The 21,909-nt window shown below is 71.5% G+C and carries 17 protein-coding genes; 9 read left to right on the top strand and 8 right to left on the bottom strand.

The genetic code is table 11. The annotated features are described in order from the left end of the window. Positions 1 to 157 precede the first annotated feature (157 nt). Complete coding sequence (locus QFZ74_RS02910; RefSeq protein WP_307619200.1) at positions 158 to 1,939, bottom strand: ABC transporter ATP-binding protein; 1,782 nt, start codon at positions 1,937 to 1,939, stop codon at positions 158 to 160. Then, positions 1,936 to 3,837, bottom strand: coding sequence for an ABC transporter ATP-binding protein (locus QFZ74_RS02905; RefSeq protein WP_307619199.1), 1,902 nt, complete (start codon positions 3,835 to 3,837; stop codon positions 1,936 to 1,938). Before QFZ74_RS02905 ends, QFZ74_RS02910 begins: the two co-directional genes overlap by 4 nt. A 365-nt stretch (positions 3,838 to 4,202) precedes the next feature. Between QFZ74_RS02905 and QFZ74_RS02900 the strand changes: the two genes are divergently transcribed. Then, a complete protein-coding gene (locus QFZ74_RS02900) occupies positions 4,203 to 4,916 on the top strand; it encodes a L,D-transpeptidase family protein (protein WP_307619198.1) in 714 nt (237 codons plus the stop codon). A 294-nt stretch (positions 4,917 to 5,210) separates the two neighbouring features. Further along, the gene (locus QFZ74_RS02895) at positions 5,211 to 6,869 is read left to right on the top strand and encodes a peptide-N4-asparagine amidase (RefSeq protein WP_307619197.1); all 1,659 of its coding nucleotides are present in this window, start codon (positions 5,211 to 5,213) and stop codon (positions 6,867 to 6,869) included. An 80-nt stretch (positions 6,870 to 6,949) separates the two neighbouring features. On the opposite strand, the gene QFZ74_RS02890 is transcribed toward QFZ74_RS02895, so the two are convergent. Continuing rightward, entirely contained in the window at positions 6,950 to 7,399 is a 450-nt protein-coding gene (locus QFZ74_RS02890; RefSeq protein ID WP_307619196.1) for a MarR family winged helix-turn-helix transcriptional regulator, read from the bottom strand. Positions 7,400 to 7,613: 214 nt separating this feature from the next. On the opposite strand from QFZ74_RS02890, the gene QFZ74_RS02885 reads away from it, so the two are divergent. Beyond that, entirely contained in the window at positions 7,614 to 9,416 is a 1,803-nt protein-coding gene (locus QFZ74_RS02885) for an ABC transporter ATP-binding protein (protein WP_307619195.1), read from the top strand. A 43-nt stretch (positions 9,417 to 9,459) separates the two neighbouring features. Beyond that, on the top strand, positions 9,460 to 10,368 hold the full coding sequence (mltG, locus tag QFZ74_RS02880) for an endolytic transglycosylase MltG (protein WP_307619194.1): 909 nt from the start codon (positions 9,460 to 9,462) through the stop codon (positions 10,366 to 10,368). A 43-nt stretch (positions 10,369 to 10,411) separates the two neighbouring features. On the opposite strand, the gene QFZ74_RS02875 is transcribed toward mltG, so the two are convergent. Continuing rightward, positions 10,412 to 11,524: an NAD(P)-binding domain-containing protein gene (locus QFZ74_RS02875; protein ID WP_307619193.1), complete on the bottom strand. Its 1,113-nt coding sequence runs from the start codon at positions 11,522 to 11,524 to the stop codon at positions 10,412 to 10,414. Between the two features lie 119 nt (positions 11,525 to 11,643). Here QFZ74_RS02875 and QFZ74_RS02870 point away from each other — a divergent pair, with 119 nt between their 5' ends. Further along, on the top strand, positions 11,644 to 12,066 hold the full coding sequence (locus QFZ74_RS02870; protein WP_307619192.1) for a secondary thiamine-phosphate synthase enzyme YjbQ: 423 nt from the start codon (positions 11,644 to 11,646) through the stop codon (positions 12,064 to 12,066). 61 nt (positions 12,067 to 12,127) lie between these two features. Here QFZ74_RS02870 and QFZ74_RS02865 read toward each other — a convergent pair whose 3' ends face one another. From QFZ74_RS02865 to QFZ74_RS02850, 4 genes are all read right to left on the bottom strand, one after another. Beyond that, on the bottom strand, positions 12,128 to 13,582 hold the full coding sequence (locus QFZ74_RS02865) for an aldehyde dehydrogenase (RefSeq protein WP_307619191.1): 1,455 nt from the start codon (positions 13,580 to 13,582) through the stop codon (positions 12,128 to 12,130). A 44-nt stretch (positions 13,583 to 13,626) separates the two neighbouring features. Further along, positions 13,627 to 14,394: a 3-hydroxyacyl-CoA dehydrogenase gene (locus tag QFZ74_RS02860; protein WP_307619190.1), complete on the bottom strand. Its 768-nt coding sequence runs from the start codon at positions 14,392 to 14,394 to the stop codon at positions 13,627 to 13,629. A 37-nt stretch (positions 14,395 to 14,431) separates the two neighbouring features. Further along, positions 14,432 to 15,598, bottom strand: coding sequence for an acetyl-CoA C-acyltransferase (locus QFZ74_RS02855; protein WP_307624028.1), 1,167 nt, complete (start codon positions 15,596 to 15,598; stop codon positions 14,432 to 14,434). 94 nt (positions 15,599 to 15,692) lie between these two features. Beyond that, the gene (locus tag QFZ74_RS02850) at positions 15,693 to 16,475 is read right to left on the bottom strand and encodes a crotonase/enoyl-CoA hydratase family protein (protein ID WP_307619189.1); all 783 of its coding nucleotides are present in this window, start codon (positions 16,473 to 16,475) and stop codon (positions 15,693 to 15,695) included. 255 nt (positions 16,476 to 16,730) lie between these two features. Here QFZ74_RS02850 and QFZ74_RS02845 point away from each other — a divergent pair, with 255 nt between their 5' ends. From QFZ74_RS02845 to QFZ74_RS02830, 4 genes are read left to right on the top strand one after another with little or no spacing between them, the layout of a single operon-like run. After that, positions 16,731 to 17,930, top strand: coding sequence for an acyl-CoA dehydrogenase family protein (locus tag QFZ74_RS02845; RefSeq protein ID WP_307619188.1), 1,200 nt, complete (start codon positions 16,731 to 16,733; stop codon positions 17,928 to 17,930). Next, a complete protein-coding gene (locus tag QFZ74_RS02840; RefSeq protein ID WP_307619187.1) occupies positions 17,927 to 19,642 on the top strand; it encodes a long-chain fatty acid--CoA ligase in 1,716 nt (571 codons plus the stop codon). The genes QFZ74_RS02845 and QFZ74_RS02840 overlap by 4 nt, the downstream gene beginning before the upstream one ends. Next, positions 19,639 to 20,856 (top strand): CaiB/BaiF CoA-transferase family protein, encoded by a 1,218-nt coding sequence (locus tag QFZ74_RS02835; RefSeq protein ID WP_307619186.1) that lies wholly within the window; start codon positions 19,639 to 19,641, stop codon positions 20,854 to 20,856. Before QFZ74_RS02840 ends, QFZ74_RS02835 begins: the two co-directional genes overlap by 4 nt. Beyond that, complete coding sequence (locus QFZ74_RS02830; RefSeq protein WP_307619185.1) at positions 20,853 to 21,899, top strand: LLM class F420-dependent oxidoreductase; 1,047 nt, start codon at positions 20,853 to 20,855, stop codon at positions 21,897 to 21,899. The genes QFZ74_RS02835 and QFZ74_RS02830 overlap by 4 nt, the downstream gene beginning before the upstream one ends. Positions 21,900 to 21,909: the final 10 nt, after the last annotated feature.

Below are 21,909 nucleotides of genomic sequence, written 5' to 3'. Positions count from 1 at the left end.
CGAGCCAGGCGGCTCGCGGGCAGTCCCCGAACCGGTGCCGCTTTCCAGCCTTCCACCCCGGTTCGGGACCGCGCAACGCCACGGCCTCTGGCCTGCGGGTGCGCGGAGCCGGGCCGCCACGCGGGGCGGTGCCCGCACAAGCAGCACGTCCCGCCCCTCACCCGTGCCAGGACCGCCAGAGCGCCGCATAGGCCCCGTTCGCCGCCACGAGGTGATCGTGGTTGCCCAGCTCGCTGATGCGGCCGTTCTCGACGACGGCGATGACGTCGGCGTCGTGGGCGGTGTGGAGGCGGTGGGCGATGGCGACGACGGTACGGCCGTCGAGGACGCGGGCCAGGGAGCGCTCGAGGTGGCGGGCCGCGCGCGGGTCGAGGAGCGAGGTCGCCTCGTCCAGGACCAGGGTGTGCGGATCGGCCAGGACCAGACGGGCCAGCGCGATCTGCTGGGCCTGGGCGGGGGTGAGCGTCAGGGCGCCGGAGCCGACCTCGGTGTCCAGGCCGTCGTCCAGCGCCCGGGCCCAGCCGTCCGCGTCGACCGCGGCGAGCGCTGCCCACAGCTCGGCGTCCTGCGCCCCGGTGCGGGCGAGCAGGAGGTTGTCGCGCAGGGAACCCACGAAGACGTGGTGCTCCTGGTTGACGAGGGCGACGTGGGAGCGGACGCGCTCCGCGGGCATCCGGGACAGTTCGGCACCGCCCAGGGTGACCCGACCTTCCCGGGGTGCGTAGATACCGGCGAGCAGCCTGCCCAGCGTGGACTTGCCCGCGCCGGACGGGCCGACCAGGGCCAGCCGGGTGCCGGGTGCGACCTCGAGCGACACCTTGCGCAGCACGTCGACGCCCTCGCGGTAGCCGAAGTGCACCTGGTCGGCGTGGACGTCGTGACCGTCGGGCGCGAGTGTGTCGTCCCCGGCGTCCGGCTCGATGTCGCGTACGCCGACCAGGCGGGCCAGCGAGACCTGGGCGACCTGGGCCTCGTCGTACCAGCGCAGGATCAGGTTCACCGGATCGACGAGCATCTGTGCGATGAGCGCGCCCGTCGTCAGTTGCCCGACGTCGATCCAGCCGTGCAGGACGAAGACACCGCCGACCATCAGGACCGATCCGAGGACCGTGACATGGGTGATGTTGATGACCGGGAAGAGAACCGACCGCAGCCAGAGCGTGTAGCGCTCCCAGCGTGTCCATTCCTCGATCCGGCGCTCCGAGAGGGCGACGCGGCGGTCGCCGAGACGGTGAGCCTCGACGGTGCGTCCGGCGTCCACGGTCTCGGCGAGCGCGGCGGCGACGGCGGCGTACCCCGCGGCCTCGGAGCGGTAGCCGGACGGCGCCCGCTTGAAGTACCAACGGCAGCCCGCCACCAGCAGCGGTACGCCAAGCAGCACGGCAGCCGCCAGCGGGGGAGCGGTGATCACGAGGCCGCCGAGCAGCAGGGCGACCCAGACGACACCGATCGACAGCTGCGGCACCGCCTCGCGCATGGCGTTGGAGAGCCGGTCGATGTCGGTGGTGATGCGGGACAGCAGGTCGCCCGTGCCCGCGCGTTCCAGGATGCCCGGGGGCAGTCCTACCGACCGTACGAGGAAGTCCTCGCGCAGATCGGCCAGCATCCGTTCGCCGAGCATCGCCCCACGCAGCCGCACCTCGCGCACGAACACGGCCTGTACGAGGAGAGCGGCGATGAACAGGCCGATCGTCAGGCCCAGTTGCGGATCCCGTGCCTCGTCGGCCACGCGGTCGACGAGGCCGCCCAGGAGGTACGGCCCTGCCATGGAGGCGACGACGGCCATGGTGTTGACGCCGATGAGGAGCAGGAAGGCGCGGTGATGCCGGCGGAACAGTTCGGCCACGTAGGCGCGCACGGTCGCGGTGGCGCCCACGGGCAGGGTGGTCGCCGTCGTCGGGGCAGCCGGGTCGTACGCCGGTGGCGCAACGCCGATCATGCGCTCTCCTCGATCTCTTCCAAGGCGTCGATCTCTTCCAGGGCGCCGATGTCCGTCATGGCATTGATGCCATCCGCGGCGTCCGCTGTGGTGGCGAGGCCGTCCCCCGTGCCCCGCGAGGCGGCCGCCTCGTTGCCGCCCGACGCGGTGCGCGCCGCCGTCTCTTCCTCGGTCTCCCGGGTCACGACGGCCCGGTACCGGGGCTCGGTGTGCACCAGCTCGCGGTGCGCACCGACGGCCACGACCTCGCTGTCGTGCACGAGGACGACCCGGTCCGCGCGGTCCAGAAGCAGTGGGGACGACGTGAACACGACCGTCGTCCGTCCCGTCCGCAGCCGCCGTACCCCCTCGGCGATCCGAGCCTCGGTGTGCGAGTCGACGGCCGAGGTCGGTCCGTCGAGGACGAGCACCTCGGGGTCGGTGATCAGGGATCGGGCCAGGGCCAGTCGCTGGCGCTGGCCGCCCGAGAGGGAGCGCCCCCGCTCGGTGATCCGTGCCTCCATCGGGTCCGGTGCGCTCAACGACCCCTGGACGAGAGCCTCCAGGACGTCGTCGCACTGCGCGGCCGCGAGCGCCGCCTGCGCGTGGACGTCACCGGAGGCGGGGACGTCGAGGAGTTCGCGCAGGGAACCCGACAGCAGGACCGGGTCCTTGTCCTGGACGAGGACGGCGCTGCGGGCGTGGTCGAGGGGCAACTCGTCCAGCGGCACGCCACCGAGCAACACGGACGGACCGGGCTCGGCGGGGTGGCCGCCCAGCCGTTCGGCGAGCCGACCGGCCGCGTCCGGGTCGCCGCAGACCACAGCGGTGAGACAACCTGCGGGGGCGAGCAGACCGGTCGCCGGGTCGTACAGATCACCGCTCGGCGGCGCGTCGGTCGCGCGCGAGCCGCCGGCGTCCGTGGACCGCTCCAGGGAAAGCACGTGGGCGGCCCGCTTCGCCGACGGGCGCGAGAAGGAGTACGCCATGGCGATCTCCTCGAAGTGCCGCAGCGGATAGGCGAGCACCATGACCGCGCTGTAGACGGTGACCAGTTCGCCGACGGTGATCCGGCCCTGGCGGGCGAGGTGGACGCCCTGCCAGACGACCGCGATCATCAACAGCCCTGGCAGCAGCACCTGGATCGCCGAGATCAGGGACCACATCCGGGCGCTGCGTACGGCCGCGTGTCGTACCTCCTGCGAGGCGCGGCGGTAGCGGTCGAGGAACAGTTCCTCGCCGCCGATGCCGCGCAGCACGCGCAGACCGGCGACGGTGTCCGAGGCCAGCTCGGTGGCGCGGCCGGCCTTCTCGCGCTGGTGGTCGGCGCGCCGGGTCGCCCGGGGCAGCAGCGGCAGTACCGCGAGTGCCAGCAGGGGCATGCCGACCGCCACGACCACACCGAGGGCCGGTTGGTAGACGAGCAGGCTGACGCAGACCACGACGACCGCCGCCGCGGCCGAGGTGAAGCGTGACACGCTCTCGACCATCCAGCCGATCTTCTCGACGTCGCCCGTCGACACGGCCACCACCTCGCCTGCGGCGACCCGCCGGGTCAGCCCCGACCCCAGGTGCGCGGCCTTGCGAGCCAGCAGCTGCTGGACGCGAGCGGCCGCGGTGATCCAGTTGGTGACGGCGGCCCGGTGCAGGTAGGTGTCACCCACCGCGATACCGATCCCGCACACCACCATCAGCAGCCCGGTCAGCGCGAGCCGCGTGCCGGAGCGCTCGAAGACGGCCTGGACGGCGAGACCCACGCAGAACGGGAGCGCTGAGACGGACACGAAGTGCAGCAGTCCCCAGGCCAGCGCCTTCATCTGCCCGCCCAGCTGATTCCGCCCCAGCCACCACAGGAAGCGAGGACCCGAACGTGCGTCAGGCACACCAGGGTCGGGATACGGAAGGTCTTGAATCTGCATGACGTCCCAGTGGCTCGTGTCAGTGTCGACGGGAGAGCGGCGGCAGCAAGCCGTGAAAGGGTGACGTCGGAGCGAGGGGGAATTCAACCGGTTTTCCGGCGCGGTGGGCAGATTGGCTGGGAGGCCCCCGATTCGGCGTCCGGTGGCCGGGCTGCCGCAGAACCGCAAGTGATCTCTGACTTCACGCCCGTCATCGCTCGGCCGGGAGTCAACTCGCCCAGCACGACGGCACTGAGCAGCAACTCGAGCCGTTCAACCGCGGCTCGAACGATCCGCCCGGTGCTCAGGCATCGGTCGGATGGTGTCAGGATGGTCCGGTGCGAATAGAAGGTGTACGGCGGGTTCGGCTAGAAGGTGTACGGCGTGTGACAGTCGCGGTGGCGGCCGTGGGATCCATCCTGGCGGCCCTGTCCTCATGCGGTGGCCCGGGCGGCGCCGGCGGCGACCACAAGGCGCGCGGCGACGCGCGGCCAGGACACACCAAGCCTGCCGCAGACCCGACCCGCATCCCGGACGTCGGAGACCGGCTCCAGCGGCGCATTCCAGCCGAGTCCGGCCAGGTCGTCGCGGTCTATGGCGCGGACAGGAACTCGGCGGATGCCGAGGTCGTGCTCTACACCAAGCGCGGCAAGGTTTGGGAGCGGCAGCGCAGTTGGGCCGCGCACAATGGCAAGAAGGGGTGGACCACCCACCACCACAACGGCGACCGGCGCAGCCCCGTCGGCGTGTTCACGCTCTCGGACGCGGGCGGCGTCCTCCCGGATCCGGGGGCCAAGCTGCCGTACACGCGGGACCCCGCCTTCGCCGCACCCCACTGGTGGGCCAAGTCGCACTGGCACGACTTCGACTACGTCATCGCCATCGACTACAACCGCGTCAAGGGCACCCCGCCCAACAACCCGGCGCGCCCCGAGGGCGACGCGAAGGGCGGCAGCATCTGGCTGCACATGGACCACGGCAGCGGCACCTCGGCCTGCGTGTCCATGTCCAAGCAGGACATGGAGTACCTGCTCCGGGTGCTCGACCCGCACCAGCACCCCGTGGTGGTCATGGGCGACCGCGCGGATCTGGAGGCCTAGGGCCTGTCGTTTGGATCATCCCGGTGTCGCGGGGTCTGGCACGCACATCTGCCGCGTTGTCGTCGGTTGCCAACTCCCCCACGCTCGGCTCCGCTCGCGCGGGGGGACCCCCATCGCGTTGACGCCCTCCTCCGCCTTGCAGCTGCACGCACCAGACCCCGCTCGGGTCGGTCGAGAAGTACCGCACCTCACAGCCGGCCTGATCCAAACGACAGACCCTAGCGGCCGGCGTAGCGGTCAGGCCGAAGCGAGGCGCCATTGTCGGGAGAGGAAACTCCACGTAGAACAGCGGCCATGAGAAGCCGGATAGTCATGTCCATGCTTGCCGGAGCGACCCTTCTGGCGAGCGCTCTCCTCGGAGGCCAACCAGCCCCCGCTCGAGCCGAAGCCGCTGCCAGCGGTGTTTCCGCCGACGCTCCCGCCGAGTTCGGTACCGACTGGCACGACCCGGTGACCGCCGCGCCGCCCGTCGCCAAGCCGGGGCCGGCCACCAAGTCCTGCCAAGTCACCCTCGCCGCTGCCCAGTTCCGGGACTACACGCCGTACAAAGGCACCTACACGCCCCCCGACGGCTGCGGCGAGCGCTGGAGCAAGGTCGTGCTGCGACTCGACGGCAAGGTCAAGGGGCGGCAGTTCGACCGGCTCGGCTATCTGCGGGTCGGCGGCGTCGAAGTCCTCCGAACATCGACGCCGGAGCCTTCCCCGGACGGCATCGAGTGGTCCGTCGAGAAGGACGTCACGCGCTACAGCGACACCCTCCGCGACCCGCAGGACGTCGAGATGTTCATCGGAAACGTCGTCGACGGCACGTACACGGGCGTGATCGACGTCCGCGCCACCCTGACCTTCTACGCCGCCCATCCCCGCGCCGAGGCGACGGCCGCACCGCCCGACCGCGTCCTGCCCGTCACCACCGCCGCCTCCGGCGCAACAGTGACCACCCCACGCAACAGCGAGCGCATCGTCGCCGAGGTGTACGCCACCGGATCGGGTGGCGGTTGCGAGGAGTTCTGGTACCTGACCGTGCCCGATCCGGCACCGTACTCCTGCAAGGCCGACCGAGGCCCCTACCGCGAGGTGCAGGTCAAGATCGATGGCCAACTGGCCGGAATCGCCGCGCCGTTCCCCAACGTGTGGACCGGCGGCTGGTCCAACCCCTTCCTCTGGTACGTCCTTCCGGCGCCGCGCGCCTTCGACGTCAAGCCGATCGAGTACGACCTGACGCCCTACGCGGGGCTGCTCAACGACGGCCGTCCGCATCGCGTCGACATCGAGGTCGCCGGACTCCCCGAGGGGCAGTCGGGCTGGAGCACCTCCGTGAACGTGCTGGTCTGGCAGGACCCACACCGCGCGCACGTGACCGGCGGCCTCACCCGTCACCAGGCGACCGACCTCACCAATTCCCCGTCCTACACGCCCGGTTCGCCGGAGGACCGGCTCGACACCAAGGCCGGTCACCGGCTGACCATCGCCGGATACCTCGACACCTCCCACGGCCGGGTGACGACCACGGTCCGGCGGACGCTCGCGCACGCCTCGGCGCATCGTTGGACCGAGGGTGAGACGACGGACGGACTCGACGCCACCTGGACGGACGACGCGTCCGTGACGACCGAAGGCCACGGGCCGGCCAGGACGGTGCGGACGCACCGGACGTACACCATGGACGGCGCGACGACGATCGGCCAGGACGACCGGCTGCGCACCGTACTGACGCTCGGCGACCGGGCACTGGTCACGGAGCTGCGCGACGGCCGGCGCACCTCCTGGTCGAGGCTCGACGACACGTACACCGGCGACGCGGCCTACACCCTGAACGTGCCCAGGGACCAGCGGCACGCGGTCGGTACGACGAGCGAGCGCTACCGGCTCCACGGCTCGGAGACCGGCTGCTACGACCGCACGCTGACCACGGTCCAGGGGGCGCTCACCGACGACACCGACGGCTGCTGAGGTCAGCGCTTCAGGGCTCCGACCCACCTCGACGGTCACGCGCTGCCGTCGCAGAGCCGCACGCCCGTGCAGGCGAAGCGTCAGCAGTGCGTGGCCGTCGTTCCGTCGATCAGTGTGTCCAGCAGTCCGCCCAACGCCTCCCGCTGGTCGGAGGTCAGCGGCGCGAGGATCTCGTGGGCGGCCGACCGGCGCGCGTCACGCAGCTCGCCGAGGGTCGTGCGCCCCTCGGCGGTGAGCTCGATCCGGGTCACCCGGCGGTTCGTCGGGTCGGGCACCCGACGCACCTTCCCGCTCGCCTCCAGCCCGTCGACCAGCGTCGTCACGGCGCGCGGTACGACCTCCAGGCGCTCGGCTAGGTCCGCCATGCGCGGCGGCGAGCTGTAGCACACCAGCGTGCGCAGCAGACGGGACTGGGCCGGGGTTATGCCCAGTTCGCGCTGCTGAAGGTGACGCTTCTGAATGCGGTGCACCCGGCGGGTGAGGCGCAGCAGCTGCTCGGCGAGCACACTGTCCGGATCCGGCGTGGTCATGACGGAACAATATCAGGATGCAGTTCATTGTGAGCATAGGTAACAATGAGCTATGCTCCGTGAAGCACGTCGGCTCGATGTCCACGCCGCCGCGCGGGGGGCGTACGCGCCAGGTATCGCCCACTCGCACGGTCTGCCGCTCATGACGCCCCTGCCCGCGTATCCCACGGACAGCCGACTCGCATCCGTACCTCACCCATATCCGTAGGAGCCCATGCACCCCGATCCCCAGCCCACCTGGACCCCGCCTCCCGACGCCAAGGAGCGGCCCCGGCAGGTGCGCCGCATCCTGAGCCTGTTCCGCCCCTATCGCGGTCGGCTCGCGCTCGTCGGCCTGCTGGTCGGCGCCTCGTCGCTGGCCTCGGTCGCCACGCCGTTCCTCCTCAAGGAGATCCTCGACGTCGCGATCCCCGACGGCCGCACCGGACTGCTGAGCCTGCTCGCGCTCGGCATGATCCTGAGCGCCGTCCTGACCAGCGTCTTCGGCGTGTTGCAGACCCTGATCTCGACGACCGTCGGCCAGCGCGTCATGCACGACCTGCGCACCGCCGTCTACGGGCGCCTCCAGCGCATGTCGCTCGCCTTCTTCACCCGCACCCGCACCGGCGAAGTACAGTCCCGCATCGCCAACGACATCGGCGGCATGCAGGCCACGGTCACGTCCACCGCCACCTCCCTGGTCTCCAACCTCACCAGCGTGGTCGCCACCGTCGTCGCGATGATCGCCCTCGACTGGCGGCTGACCGTCGTCTCACTGCTCCTGCTGCCGGCGTTCGTGTGGATCAGCCGCCGCGTCGGCAACGAGCGCAAGAAGATCACCACCCAGCGCCAGAAACAGCTGGCCGCGATGGCCGCCACCGTCACCGAGTCGCTCTCCGTCAGCGGCATCCTGCTCGGCCGCACGATGGGCCGCTCCGACTCGCTCACCGCATCCTTCGCCGACGAGTCCGAGCGACTGGTCGACCTGGAAGTGAGATCGAGCATGGCCGGCCGCTGGCGCATGGCCGTGATCACCATCGTGATGGCCGCCATGCCCGCCGTCATCTACTGGACCGCGGGACTGGCCCTCCAGGTCGGCGGACCGGAGGTCTCGCTCGGCACGGTGGTCGCCTTCGTCTCCCTCCAGCAGGGCCTGTTCCGGCCCGCCGTCAGCCTGCTGGCGACCGGCGTGCAGATCCAGACCTCGCTCGCCCTCTTCCAGCGCATCTTCGAGTACCTCGACCTGCCTGTCGACATCACCGAGCGCGAACGCCCCGTCCGGCTGGACCGTGTCAAGGGTGAGGTCCGTTTCGAGGACGTCGAGTTCCGCTACGACCGCAAGGGTGACCCGGTCCTCGACGGCATCGACATCACCGTGCCCGCGGGAGCCGGCCTGGCCGTCGTCGGGACGACCGGCGCGGGCAAGTCCACGCTCGGCTGCCTGGTGCCCCGGCTGTACGACGTCACCGGCGGCCGCGTCACCCTCGACGGCGTCGACGTACGCGACCTCGACTTCGACACCCTCGCCCGGGCGGTCGGCGTCGTCTCGCAGGAGACGTACCTCTTCCACGCCTCGGTCGCCGACAACCTCCGCTTCGCCAAGCCCGACGCCACCGACGAAGAGCTGTACGCCGCGGCGCAGGCGGCCCAGATCCACGACCACATCGCCGCACTGCCCGACGGCTACGACACCGTCGTCGGCGAACGCGGCCACCGCTTCTCCGGTGGGGAGAAGCAGCGCCTCGCGATAGCCCGTACGATCCTGCGCGACCCGCCGGTCCTCATCCTCGACGAGGCGACCAGCGCCCTCGACACCCGGACGGAACAGGCCGTCCAGAAGGCCATCGACGCGCTGTCGGCCAACCGGACGACGCTCACCATCGCGCATCGCCTGTCCACGGTCCGGGAAGCCGACCAGATCGTGGTCCTCGACTCCGGGCGGGTGGCCGAACGGGGCACGCACGAGGAGCTGTTGGAGCTGGACGGACGGTACGCGGCCCTCGTACGCCGCGACGCACGACTGGAGCAGACAAGCTGACGATATGCCGAGATTGAGGTGATCAAAGGGTTAACGTGCCCGCATGCAGATGAACACTCCGCCACGGAGCACGATTCGACTGACGCGTCGGGGCAAGCTCGCCCTCGTCGTGACCGGCGCCGTCGTTGCCGCCACTGCCGTGGCGGTGCCACTGCTGAGCCAGGGCGGTGAACGGGGCGCTGAGACCAGGTCTCTGGTGATCCCCGAGGGCTGGCGGTCCGGCCAGGTCTACGACGCCATCGACAAGGCGCTCGCGCTGCCCGCCGGCACCACCAGGAAGTCCATCGGCAAGTCCCCCCTGAAGTTGCCGAACGAGGCCGAGGGCAACCCGGAGGGTTACCTCTTCCCGGCGACGTATCCGATCGACGCGAAGGCGACTCCGCAGTCGGTGCTCCAGTTCATGGTCGACACCGCCAACAAGAAGTTCGACGCAGCTCCCGTCGCGGCAGGAGCGCAGCGCGACGCGATGAACGCCTACCAGGCCGTCACCATCGCGAGCGTCGTCCAGGCCGAGGCCACCACGAAGGCCGAGATGGGGAAGGTGGCCCGGGTCATCCTCAACCGCCTGGAGCGCGGCATGCCGCTCCAGATGGACTCCACCCTCAACTACGCCCTCAACCGCAACGCCCTCAGAACGACCCTGAGCGACACACAGATCGACAGCCCCTACAACTCGTACCAGCGCATGGGGCTGCCGCCCACCCCGATCGACAACCCGGGCGAGGACGCCATGCACGCCGCGCTCAACCCGACGCCCGGCGACTGGCTGTACTTCGTCACCGTCAAGCCGGGCGACACCCGCTTCACCGCCGACTACGCGCAACACCAGCGCAACGTGGCGGAGTTCAACGCCGCCCAGCAGAAGAACAGTGCGCAGCAGCAGAGCCCGAGCGGGGCCGCGCCGCAGTCCCCGACGTCGACGTCGCCGCGTTCGCCTCAGCCGGCGAAGTGAGGCGTGCGGCGCGGCACGGAAGCGGTCCGACCGGGCATCGGCCTCACGCAGCGGCGGCCTCGGTGCCCCTGTCCAGCAACCGCCTGATGTCCGTCACGGCCGCGCGCCCGGCCCGGTTGGCGCCGACCGTGCTCGCCGAGGGGCCGTAACCGACCAGGTGGATTCGCGGATCGGCGACCACGCGCGTCCTTTCGACCCGGATGCCCCCGCCCGGTTCGCGCAGCCGCATCGGCGTCAGGTGATCGAGGGCCGCCCGGAACCCGGTTGCCCAGAGGATGACGTCGGCATCCACCTGTCGCCCCGCCTCGACCGAACGCCCGCCGGACTCGACCCCGCGCCACTCCACTCCATACGGGGTGATCCGATCGAACATCGGCAGCCGCTGGAGCACGCCGTCCTCCAGCCCTTGCCGGACGGCGTCGGTGAGGGGTAGCCCGGTGACCGAGACCACGCTCCTGGGCGGCAGTCCCTGCCGCACCCGTTCCTCGACCAGCGCGACCGCGGCCCGGCCCGCGCCCTCGTCGAACGGCCCCTCGCGGAAGACGGGCGGCCGCCTCGTGACCCAGGTGGTCCGCGCCGCATACGAGGCGATCTCCAGCAGATGCTGAGTGCCGGACGCGCCCCCGCCCACCACGATGACCCGCTGCCCGGCGAACTCCCCGGGTCCGGCGTACTGGGCCGTGTGCGACTGCCGCCCGAGGAAGGTCTCCTGGCCCGGATAGCGCGGCCAGAACGGTCGGTCCCAGGTGCCGGTGGCGTTGATCAGCGCCCGTGTCGACCACGTACCGTCCGAAGTCTCCACGAGTAGCCGCCCACCCTCCCCCTCACGCACCGCGCGCACGTCGACGGGCCGCCGTACCCGCAGCTCGAAGGTCCGCTCGTACGTGTCGAAGTACGTGCCGATGACCTCGGCGGAGGGCCGGTCCGGATCGGCGCCGGCCAACTCCATCCCCGGGAGCGCGTGCATCCCGTGGACCTTGCCGTACGTCAGCGTCGGCCACCGGAACTGCCAGGCGCCGCCCGGGCCGGGGGAGTGGTCGAACACGACGAAGTCCCGATCGGGCCGGAAGCCGACGCGCCGCAGATGAAAGGCGCTGGACAGCCCTGCCTGCCCGGCGCCGACGACGACCACCTCGACCTCGCGCATGTTGTTCACGCCTCCACTAACAGAGGGGTGGCCGTCACTCTTCCCGCCTCCGCCGAGGAGCGTGACGGCAGCGGAGCGGAAGGCGGAGGGTGATCCGCTCAGCAGGGCGGATGGTTCAGGATGGGCTCATGCCAGATTCCTTCACCACCCGAGTGCTGAACGTCGCCACCGGCTCCCGCGAGCGCGTCGTCGACATCACCGCCGACTGCGAGGCCTTCCTGCGCGAGGCGGCGTCCGGCCGTGACGGCCTCCTCAACATCTTCGTCCCGCACGCGACGGCCGGAATCGCCGTGATCGAAACCGGCGCCGGCAGCGACGACGACCTCCTGACCGCCCTGCACACCCTGCTCCCGGCCGACGACCGCTGGCAACACCGCCACGGCAGCCCCGGCCACGGTCGCGACCACGTCCTCCCGGCGATCGTCCCCCCGTACGCGACGCTGCCGGTCCTGGGCGGGCAACTGGAGCTGGGGACGTGGCAGTCGGTGTGTCTGGTGGACACGAATGTCGACAATACGAACCGTCAGGTGCGGCTGGGCTTCCTCGGCTGACCGTCATCGGTTGAGCCGTCACCGCCGTCACCGCCGTCACCGCCGTCACCGCCGTCACCGCTCAGGACGGCAGGTAGACCGACTTCCACTCCAGGTAGGCGCTGAGGCCCTCGGGGCCGAGTTCGCGGCCCAGGCCGCTGGCGCCCCGGCCGCCGAAGGGGGAGTGGAGGTCCAGGCCGTAGCCGTTGACGCCGATGGTGCCGGTGCGGACCCGGCGGGCGATGGCCGTGCCCCGCTCTTCGTCGGCGGACCAGACGGTGCCGCCGAGGCCGAACTCGGAGTCGTTGGCGAGGGCCACCGCCTCGTCGTCGGAGGCGTACGGAGTGACGGTGAGGACGGGGCCGAAGATTTCCTCGCGGGCGATGGTCATCTCCGGGCGTACGTCGCCGAAGACCGTCGGTTCGACGTACCAGCCGCGCTCGGTGTGCGCGGGGCGGCCGCCGCCCGCGGTGAGACGGGCCCCGTCTGAACGGGCGGAGGCGATGTAGCCCTCGACGCGCTCGCGCTGGCGGGCGGAGACGAGTGGGCCGACGGCGGTGGCCGGGTCCAGCGGATCGCCGACCGGGAGGTTGGAGGCGAGAGTGGAGACCGCGTCGAGGACCTCGTCGTAGCGGCTGACCGGGGCCAGGATGCGGGTGCTGAGGTAGCAGGTCTGGCCGTTGTTGGCGAAGGAGGCGCCCGCCAGGCCCGCTGCGACGGCCGTGAGATCCGCGTCGTCCAGGACGATGGCCGCGGACTTGCCGCCCAGCTCCAGCGTGACGGGGCGCAGCAGCCGCCCGCAGACCTCGGCGATGGCGCGGCCGGCCGGGGTGGAGCCGGTGAAGGCCACCTTGTCGACACCGGGGTGCGCGACCAGGGCCTCGCCCGCTTCGAGGCCGCCGGGCACGATGTTCAGCACACCGGGCGGAAGGCCCGCCTCGGCGGCGGCCTCGGCGAGGATGTAAGCATCCAGGGAAGTTTCCAGCGCGGGCTTGAGGACGACAGCGCAGCCCGCAGCCAGTGCGGGGGCGATCTTCATCATCGCGAGGGCCTGAGGGTAGTTCCACGGCACGATCGCCGCCACCACACCGACCCGTTCACGGCGTACAAGGGTGGTGGTGCCGGTGAAGGAGGGGCGCCGCTCCTCCCACTCCAGGGTCCGGGCGAGTCCCGCGTAGTAGCGCAGGATGGCGGCCGGGCTGTAGGCGTTGACCAGCGGGGACATCGCGATGGGCATGCCGTTCTGACGGCTGACCAGGCGGCCCAGTTCGTCGGCGCGGGCCTCGATGGCGGCCGCGAACCGCTCCATGACGTCAGCGCGTTCGGCCGGGGTCGAAGCGGCCCAGGCGGCGCCCGGGGTGTCGAGGGCGCGGCGGGCCGCGGCCACCGCCAGGTCGACGTCCTTCGCGCCCGCCACGGGTACGCGGCCGATCTCCTCCTCGGTGGAGGGCGAGACGACGGTGTACGTGTCCGTGCTGAGCGGCTGTTGTTGGTCGCCGTCGATGTAGAGGGAGGTGTGCTCTGTGTACGTGTCCATGTCGGTGTCCCTGGGGTTGGTCGGCTCGGTGAGGCGGGAGGGTGTCAGCGGGGAGCCATGCGGATGGCGCCGTCGAGCCGGATTACCTCGCCATTGAGCATCGGGTTCTCGGCGATGTGCTGGACGAGGGCGGCGTACTCGGCGGGGCGGCCCAGGCGGCTGGGGTGCGGGACCTGCGCGCCGAGCGAGGCCTTCGCCTCCTCGGGCAGACCGACGAGCATCGGCGTCTCGAACAGTCCCGGGGCGATGGTCATGACGCGGATGCGGCTGCTCGCCAGGTCCCGGGCAACGGGCAGCGTGAGGCCGACCACGCCGCCCTTGGAAGCGGAGTACGCGGCCTGCCCGATCTGTCCGTCGTACGCCGCCACGGAGGCGGTGTTGACGATGATGCCGCGCTCCTCGCCGCCCGCGACCGGCTCCTGCGCGGCCATGCGCTCAGCCGCCAGCCGGATGACGTTGAAGGTGCCGACGAGGTTGATCTGGATGGTGCGGGTGAAGTCGGCCAGGGGGAAGGGGCCCTTCTTGCCGAGGGTGCGGGCGGCGGTGCCGATGCCGGCGCAGTTGACGGCGATCCGCAGCTCGCCAAGTGCCGACGCCGCGTCGAGGGCGGCGGCGACGTCGGCTTCCGAGGTGACGTCGGTGGGTGCGAAGACGGCCCGGTCGCCCAGTTCGGCGGCGACCGCCTTGCCGTCGGAGGAGGGAAGGTCGGCGAGTACCACCGACGCTCCGGCGTCGAGCAGCCGTCGGGCCGTGGCGAGGCCGAGGCCCGAGGCGCCACCGGTGATGAGTGCGACGCTACCTGCGATGTCCATGGTTGACGTTCTCCTGAAACAGATCAGTGACGTGGCGTCAGAGTCGTTCGGTGATCGTGGCGTTGGCCATGCCGGCGCCCTCGCACATGGTCTGAAGACCGTAGCGTCCGCCCGTCGCCTCCAGGTGGTTCACGAGTGTGGCGAGCAGTCGCGTACCGGAAGCGCCGAGCGGGTGACCGAGGGCGATGGCGCCGCCGCGCGGGTTCAGGCGCTCGGGGTCGGCCCCGAACTCCCGCTGCCACACCAGCGGTACGGGGGCGAAGGCCTCGTTGACCTCGTACGCGTCTATGGCGTCGAGGGACAGCCCGGAGCGTTCGAGGACCTTGCGGGTGGCCGGGACGACTCCGTCGAGCATCAGTAGCGGGTCGGAGCCGGTGACCGCGAAGGAGTGGAAGCGGGCCCGCGGGCGCAGACCGAGACGCTCGGCGGCGGCCGCGCTCATGATGAGGGCGGCGGAGGCGCCGTCGGTGAGCGGGGAGGAGTTGCCGGGCGTGATACGCCAGTCGATCTCCGGGAAACGCTCGGCGCCGGGCACCCCGGTGAACGCGGGCTTGAGCGCGGCCAGGCCCTCGGCGGTGGTCGTCGCCCGGACGGTCTCGTCCGCTGTGTGGCCGCCGACCGGGATGATCTCGTTCGCGAAGCCGCCCGTTTCTGCGGTCGCCGAGGCGCGCTGGTGGGAGCGGGCGGCGAAGGCGTCCAGCTCATCGCGCTCCAACTTCCAACGCACTGCCAGGAGTTCGGCGGACAGCCCCTGCGGGATCAAGCCGTCCGGGTAACGGCGGCGCAGCCCCTCACCGGAGGTGTCGGCGCCGGCCGCGCTCGCGCCCAGCGGCACCCGGCTCATCGACTCCACTCCGCAGGCGATCACGATGTCGTACGCCCCCGCCAGCACGCCTTGCGCCGCGAAGTGGCCCGCCTGCTGGCTGGAGCCGCACTGCCGGTCGACGGTCGTCGCCGGCACCGACTCGGGGAAGCCGGCCGCCAGCAGCGCGGTACGGGTGATGTTGAGGGCCTGTTCGCCGGACTGCGAGACACAGCCGCCGATCACGTCGTCGACCAGGGCCGGGTCGAGGCCGTTGCGCTCGACGAGTGCGGCGAGCACCGTGGCCAGGAGGTCGACGGGGTGGTGGCCGGACAGGGCGCCACCGGGCTTGCCCTTGCCGGACGCGGTGCGCACCACGTCGACGATGACGGCGTCGTTCATGCTGGGCATGCGGGTTCCTTCACTGCTCAAGTCGACTGGCCACCAGGGGATTGGCGAGGCAGAGGCCTGTGGGACCGGGCTCGTGAGGCCGGAATCAGCGGCCGGTCCAGCGCGGTGCACGCTTCTCCGTGAACGCGCGCGGGCCTTCCAGCGCGTCGTGGCTCGCGCTGATCTCCTGCCAGACGCGGTCGTTCTCCGCCCAGGCCCGCGCCTCGTCGGCGTTCTCGCCGTAGGTCATGAGGTGCTTGACGGCGCGCAGGGCCAGGGGCGCCCCGGCCGCCACCTGTTCGGCCAGCTCCAGGGCGACGTCGACCGACTTGCCGGCCGGTGCGACCCGGTTGACCAGGCCCCAGCGGGCGGCCGTGGCGGCGTCGAGGGGAGCGCCGGTGAGGGCGATCTCCAGGGCGATGTTGCGCGGAACGCGCTGCTGGAGCCGCAGCACACCACCGGCGGCCGGGAAGAGACCGTGGCGCACCTCGGGCTGGCCGATCGTGGCATTCTCGTCGGCGACGACGAGGTCGCAGGCGAGGACGATCTCGGCGCCGCCGCCGAGCGCCGGGCCGTTGACGGCGGCGATCAGCGGCTTGTCGAGCGGATGGCGGACCAGGCCCGCGAAGCCCCACTCGGGGTGCCGTGGATCCAGGACGTCCCGGCCGGCCGCCGCCTCCTTGAGGTCCATGCCGGCGCAGAAGGCGCGCCCGGCACCGGTGACCACCGCGACCCGCAGGTCCGGGTCGGCGGCGAACTCCTCCAGGGCCGCGCCGACGGCGGCGGAGACCTCGGAGTTCACCGCGTTCAGGGCATCAGGTCGGTTGAGGGTGATCAGAGCGGTGGTGCCACGCCGTTCCAGCGTGGCCGGCGGTGCTCCGTCCGGCATGGGCTCGCCTCCCTGGCTTGCTGTGCACTGCTCACAGCCGTATCTAACGAACGTTAGGAAAGTTAGGGCGATGGCGGTGGCGCGTCAAGCGGTTGAGTGATGCGGGATAACCGCTTCGTCGCGCTTCGGGCGCCGGGCGTGCCGGGCGGACCCGAACACCAAAAATCGAGACCCGGCGTATTGACCTCATGCAGCCTCACTCCTAGCTTCTAACGAGCGTTAAGTAGTCGCCTCTCCCAGAGCCGCGAGGACCGCATGGCGATCGATTTCACCCTTGAGCCCGAACTCGATGAACTCCGCGAGAGAACCGCCGAGTTCATCCGGGCAACCGTGTTCCCCGCCGAGGTGGAGATGCTGCGGGGGCCGGGCGCGCCCGACGACACCCTGCGCCGCACGCTCCAGCGGGGCGCCCGTGATGCCGGGGTCTTCGCCCCGACCGTCCCGAAGGAGCTCGGGGGCCTCGGCCTCGATCTGCGCGGGCAGTCCGTGATCCTGCAGGAGGCCGGGTACAGCCTGCTCGGCCCGCTCGCCCTGCACTGCGCGGCGCCGGACGAGGGCAACATGCTGCTGCTGGAGAAGGTCGCCGACGCGACACAGCGCGACCGCTTCCTGAAGCCGCTCGCAGCCGGGGACGTACGGTCCTGCTTCGCGATGACCGAACCAGCCCCGGGCGCCGGTTCGGACCCCTCACAGTTGACCACCGTCGCCCGCCGGACGGACGTCGGCTGGGTGCTGGACGGCCGCAAGTGGTTCATCACCGGCGCCGACGGAGCCGCCTTCGCCATCGTCATGGCGCGGACCAGCACGGGTACGGAGCCGACGGCGACCATGTTTCTCGTACCGGCGGACACCCCCGGGTTCCGCATCGTCCGGCACGTCCCGAGTCTCGACCAGGGATTCACCGGCGGGCACTGCGAAATCGAGCTGGAGGGCTGCGAGGTCGGTGACGACGCCGTCCTCGGCGAGGTCGACAAGGGTTTCGCCTACGCGCAGGTGCGGCTGGCCCCGGCCCGGCTCACGCACTGCATGCGCTGGCTCGGCCTCGCCCGCCGGGCGCACGACCTCGCCCTCGGCTATGCGGCCGAGCGCACCGCCTTCGGCAGCCGGCTCGGCGAACTGGGCATGGTCCAGCAGCAGTTGGCGGACAACGAGATCGACCTCGCCGCCTCCCGCGCCCTGATCCGCGAGGCCGCCTGGACCCTCGACCTGGGAGGCCAGGGTCGCTCCGGCAAGCACGAGTCGTCCGTGGCCAAGACCTTCACCGCCGAGGCCGTCGGCCGGATCGTCGACCGCGCGGTCCAGGTGTGCGGCGCGCTCGGCATCTCCGGAGACCTTCCCCTGGCGGCGTACCTGCGCGAGGTGCGCCCCTTCCGCATCTACGACGGTCCGTCCGAGACCCACCGCTGGTCGATCGCCCGCCGGGCGCTGCGCACATTCGAAGGAGCCGGCCGATGAAGAGCACGATGATGGACCGCGAACTCCAGGTCAGCGACCTGCTGCGGCACGGGCAGCGGGTGCACGCGAGCAGCCGCGTGGTGCGCTGCTCGCAGGACGGCTCGGAGCACGGAACCTTCGCCGAGACCGCCGAGACGGCCGAGCTGCTGGCCGCCGCCCTCTCCCGGCTCGGCGTCGGTCGCGGCGACCGCGTCGCCACCCTGGCCTGGAACACCCCCGAGCACCTGGCCGCCTACTTCGCGATCCCCTCCATGGGCGCCGTCCTGCACACCCTGAACCTGCGCCTCCACCCCGACCAGCTCGGCTACGTCATCGAGCACGCCGAGGACCGCGTCCTGCTGGTGGACTCCACCCTGCTGGGCCTGCTCGGCCAGGTCCGGGAGCGGCTCGGCACCGTCCGGCACGTCGTGGTCATCGGCGACTTCAGCGGCGATGTCAGCGGCGATGTCAGCGGCGATGTCAGCGGCGACGTCAGCGGCGATGTCAGCGGTGACGGTGAACTGCCGGATCTGCCCGGCCACATCGCCGTACACCGCTGGGACGACCTGCTCGCCGACGAGCGGCCCGGTTTCGCGTGGCCGACGGTCGACGAACGTTCCGCCGCCGCCCTGTGCTACACCACCGGCACCACCGGCGACCCCAAGGGCGTTGCGTACAGCCACCGTTCGATCGTGCTGCACACGCTCGGCATCTCGGGCGGCGGTGGCGCCGCGATGGGCGACCGCGACCGGGTGCTGCCGATCGTGCCGATGTTCCACGCCAACGCCTGGGGCTGGCCGTACGCCGCCTGGTTGGCCGGTGCCGACCTCATCATGAACGGCCGTCACCTGCACATCCCCGACTTGGCCCGCATCATCAACGAGGAACATCCCACCGCCGTCGCTGCCGTCCCCACCCTCTGGAACGGCCTCCTCCGTCACGGTGAGGAGCACCCTCTCGACCTCTCCTCCGTCCGGCTGGCCGGCTGCGGCGGCTCCAGCCCCTCACGCGCCCTGATCGCCGCGTTCAAGGAGCGCTACGGCGTCCAGCTCATCCAGGGCTGGGGCATGACCGAGACCAGCCCGCTCGCCAGCTGGTCGGCCCCGCCGCGCCAGGCGGCCGAGAACGGGGACGACGACGTCGACTGGCTGGTCAAGAGCGGCCGGGTCATGCCACTGGTCGACGTCCGCCTCATGGGCATGGACGGCGCCGAGCAGCCCTGGGACGGGGAGTCGGTCGGCGAACTCCAGCTGCGCGGGCCGTGGGTGACCGGTTCCTATCTGCACACCGAGAACACCCCCGACAGGTTCGACGACGGCTGGCTGCGCACCGGAGACCTCGGCATCATCGAGCCGGGCGGCTGGATCGTCGTACGCGACCGGCTCAAGGACGGCATCAAGAGCGGCGGCGAGTGGATCTCCACGGTCGAGCTGGAGAACGCCATCGCCGAGCACCCGGACGTGGTCGAGGCCACCGTCGTCGGTGTACCCGACCCCACGTGGGACGAGCGCCCGCTGGCTGTCGTCGCCCTCGCCGACGGTGCCGTCGTCACCCCCGCCGATCTGCGGGAGTTCCTGGAGGGACGGGTGGCTCGATGGTGGATCCCGGAGCGCTGGACGTTCCTGGAGGCGGTCCCCAAGACCAGTGTCGGCAAGTATGACAAGCGCGCCGTGCGGCGGATGTACCACGACGGCGAGCTGCCCATCGAGAGCGATGGGACGGCGGACGCGTGAGCACCCCCCGAAGGCAGCCTGCGTGCGGCCCGCTGGCCGGTCTGCGCGTGCTGGAGATCGCCAGCATGGCCCCGGCCCCCTTCGCCTGCACCCTGCTCGCCGATCTCGGCGCGGAAGTACTGCGCGTCGACCGGGCCTCGGACGTCGACCCGGAGACGTACCGCTCCACCGACCCCCTGGCGCGCGGGCGGCGCTCGATCGCCGTCGACCTCAAGCACCCCGACGGCGCCGCCCTGGTCAGACGGCTCGCCAGCACCGCGGACGTACTGGTGGAGGGCTTCCGCCCCGGCGTCGCCGAGCGCCTGGGCATCGGGCCCGAGGACTGCCGCGCCGTCAACCGGCGTCTGGTGTACGGGCGGATGACCGGCTGGGGGCAGACCGGACCGCTCGCCCCGCGCGCCGGGCACGACATCACCTACGCCGCCGTCTCCGGCGCCCTCGGCCTGATCGGCCCGCACGACCGGCCGCCGGTGCCCCCGGTGAACCTCGTCGGGGACTTCGGCGGGGGAGGGATGCTGCTGGCGGTGGGCGTCCTCGCCGCGCTGTACGAACGGGAGCGTTCGGGCCGGGGCCAGGTCGTCGACGCCGCCATGGCCGACGGAGCCGCGCTGCTCACCACCGCGCTGCACGGGCTGCGCGCGGCGGGCCAGTGGCCGGGCGGCCGGGGCGAGAACCTCCTCGACGGCGGGGCGCCCTTCTACACGACGTACGAGACCGCCGACGGCGGGTACGTGGCGGTCGGCCCGCTGGAGGAGAAGTTCTACGCCCAGCTCCTGGACGGCCTCGGCCTGGCGGACGACCCGGACCTGCCCGCGCAGTACGACCGCGTGCGCTGGCCCGAGCTACGGCAGTGGCTGGCCGCCGTGTTCAAGGAGCGCACGCGCGACGAGTGGACGGCCGTCTTCGAGCACACCGACGCCTGCGTGGCCCCCGTACTGAGTCCCTGGGAAGCCCACAACCACCCGCACAACGCGGCCCGTTCGGTCTTCACCGAGTCGGGAGGGATGCGCCAGCCCGCGCCGGCGCCCCGCTTCGAGCGCACGCCGGGGGAGATCCAGGGGCCGCCGCCGGTGCCGGGGCAGGACAGCCGTACCGCTCTCGCGGATTGGGGAGTCGACGTGAACGAAGCCGACTACCTGCTCGCCGCAGCAGCGGTCGTCCAGCACCCGCACACAGGCGAGAACACCGGTGAGAACACAGGAGAGAAGCGATGAGACTGGGCCTGAGCATGGGCCACTGGGGCCGCGACGGCGGCGCCGAACCGCTGCGGCTGGCCCTGGAGGCGGAACGCCTCGGCTACGACGTCGTGTGGGCGGCGGAGGCGTACGGCTCGGACGCCGTCACCGTGCTGTCCTGGCTCGCCGCCCGGACGACGCGCATCGGCCTCGGCTCGGCGGTGATGCAGATCCCGGCCCGCACCCCGGCGATGACCGGTATGACGGCCGCGACCCTGGACGCCCTCTCGGAGGGCCGTTTCCACCTCGGCCTCGGCGTCTCGGGCCCGCAGGTCTCGGCCGGCTGGCACGGCGTCGCGTTCTCCAAGCCGCTGGCCCGCACCCGCGAGTACATCGACGTCGTACGAGCCGTCGTACACCGCGAACGACTCCGTCATGAGGGCGAGCACTACCCCCTGCCCCTGTCAGGCCCCGACGGCAGCCCAGGCAAGCCGCTCCAGCTGATCATCCACCCCGTCCGGGCGGAGATCCCCGTCTATCTGGCGGCTGTCGGGCCGCGCAACATCCGGCTCGCCGGCGAGATCGCGGACGGCTGGTTGGCCCTCTTCCACGCGCCGTCCCACGCGGACGGCAACCTCGCGCAGCTGCGCGAGGGACGCGGCGAGCGCGGGCTCGACGGCTTCGACGTCGTCGCGAACGTGCCGGTGTCGGTCGGGGACGACCTCGACGCCTGCGCCGACCGGGTGCGCGACTACGCGGCGCTGTACGTCGGCGGCATGGGAAGCCGGGAGACGAACTTCTACAACGCCCAGGCGTGCGCGCTCGGTTACGAGAAGGAGGTCCGGACCGTCCAGGACCTCTACCTCTCCGGTGACCCCAAGGCGGCGGCCACCGAGATGCCGTTCGGGTTCATCGACGAGACCAGCCTGCTCGGACCGGTGGACCGGATCGCCGACCGCCTCGCCGCCTTCGCCGCGAGCGGGGTCACCACCCTGTCCGTCATCCCGTACGGCGACACCTACGAGGAGAAGGCGGCCACGCTCGCCACCGTCGCCGAAGCGCTCGACCGCGCGAACATCTGAGCATTCGAGG

The sequence above is a fragment of the Streptomyces sp. V3I7 genome (genome assembly GCF_030817495.1).
In the GTDB taxonomy this organism is placed as follows: domain Bacteria; phylum Actinomycetota; class Actinomycetes; order Streptomycetales; family Streptomycetaceae; genus Streptomyces.
Note: the sequence above shows the minus strand (reverse complement) of the source record. Positions and strands in the feature narration are given on the sequence as shown.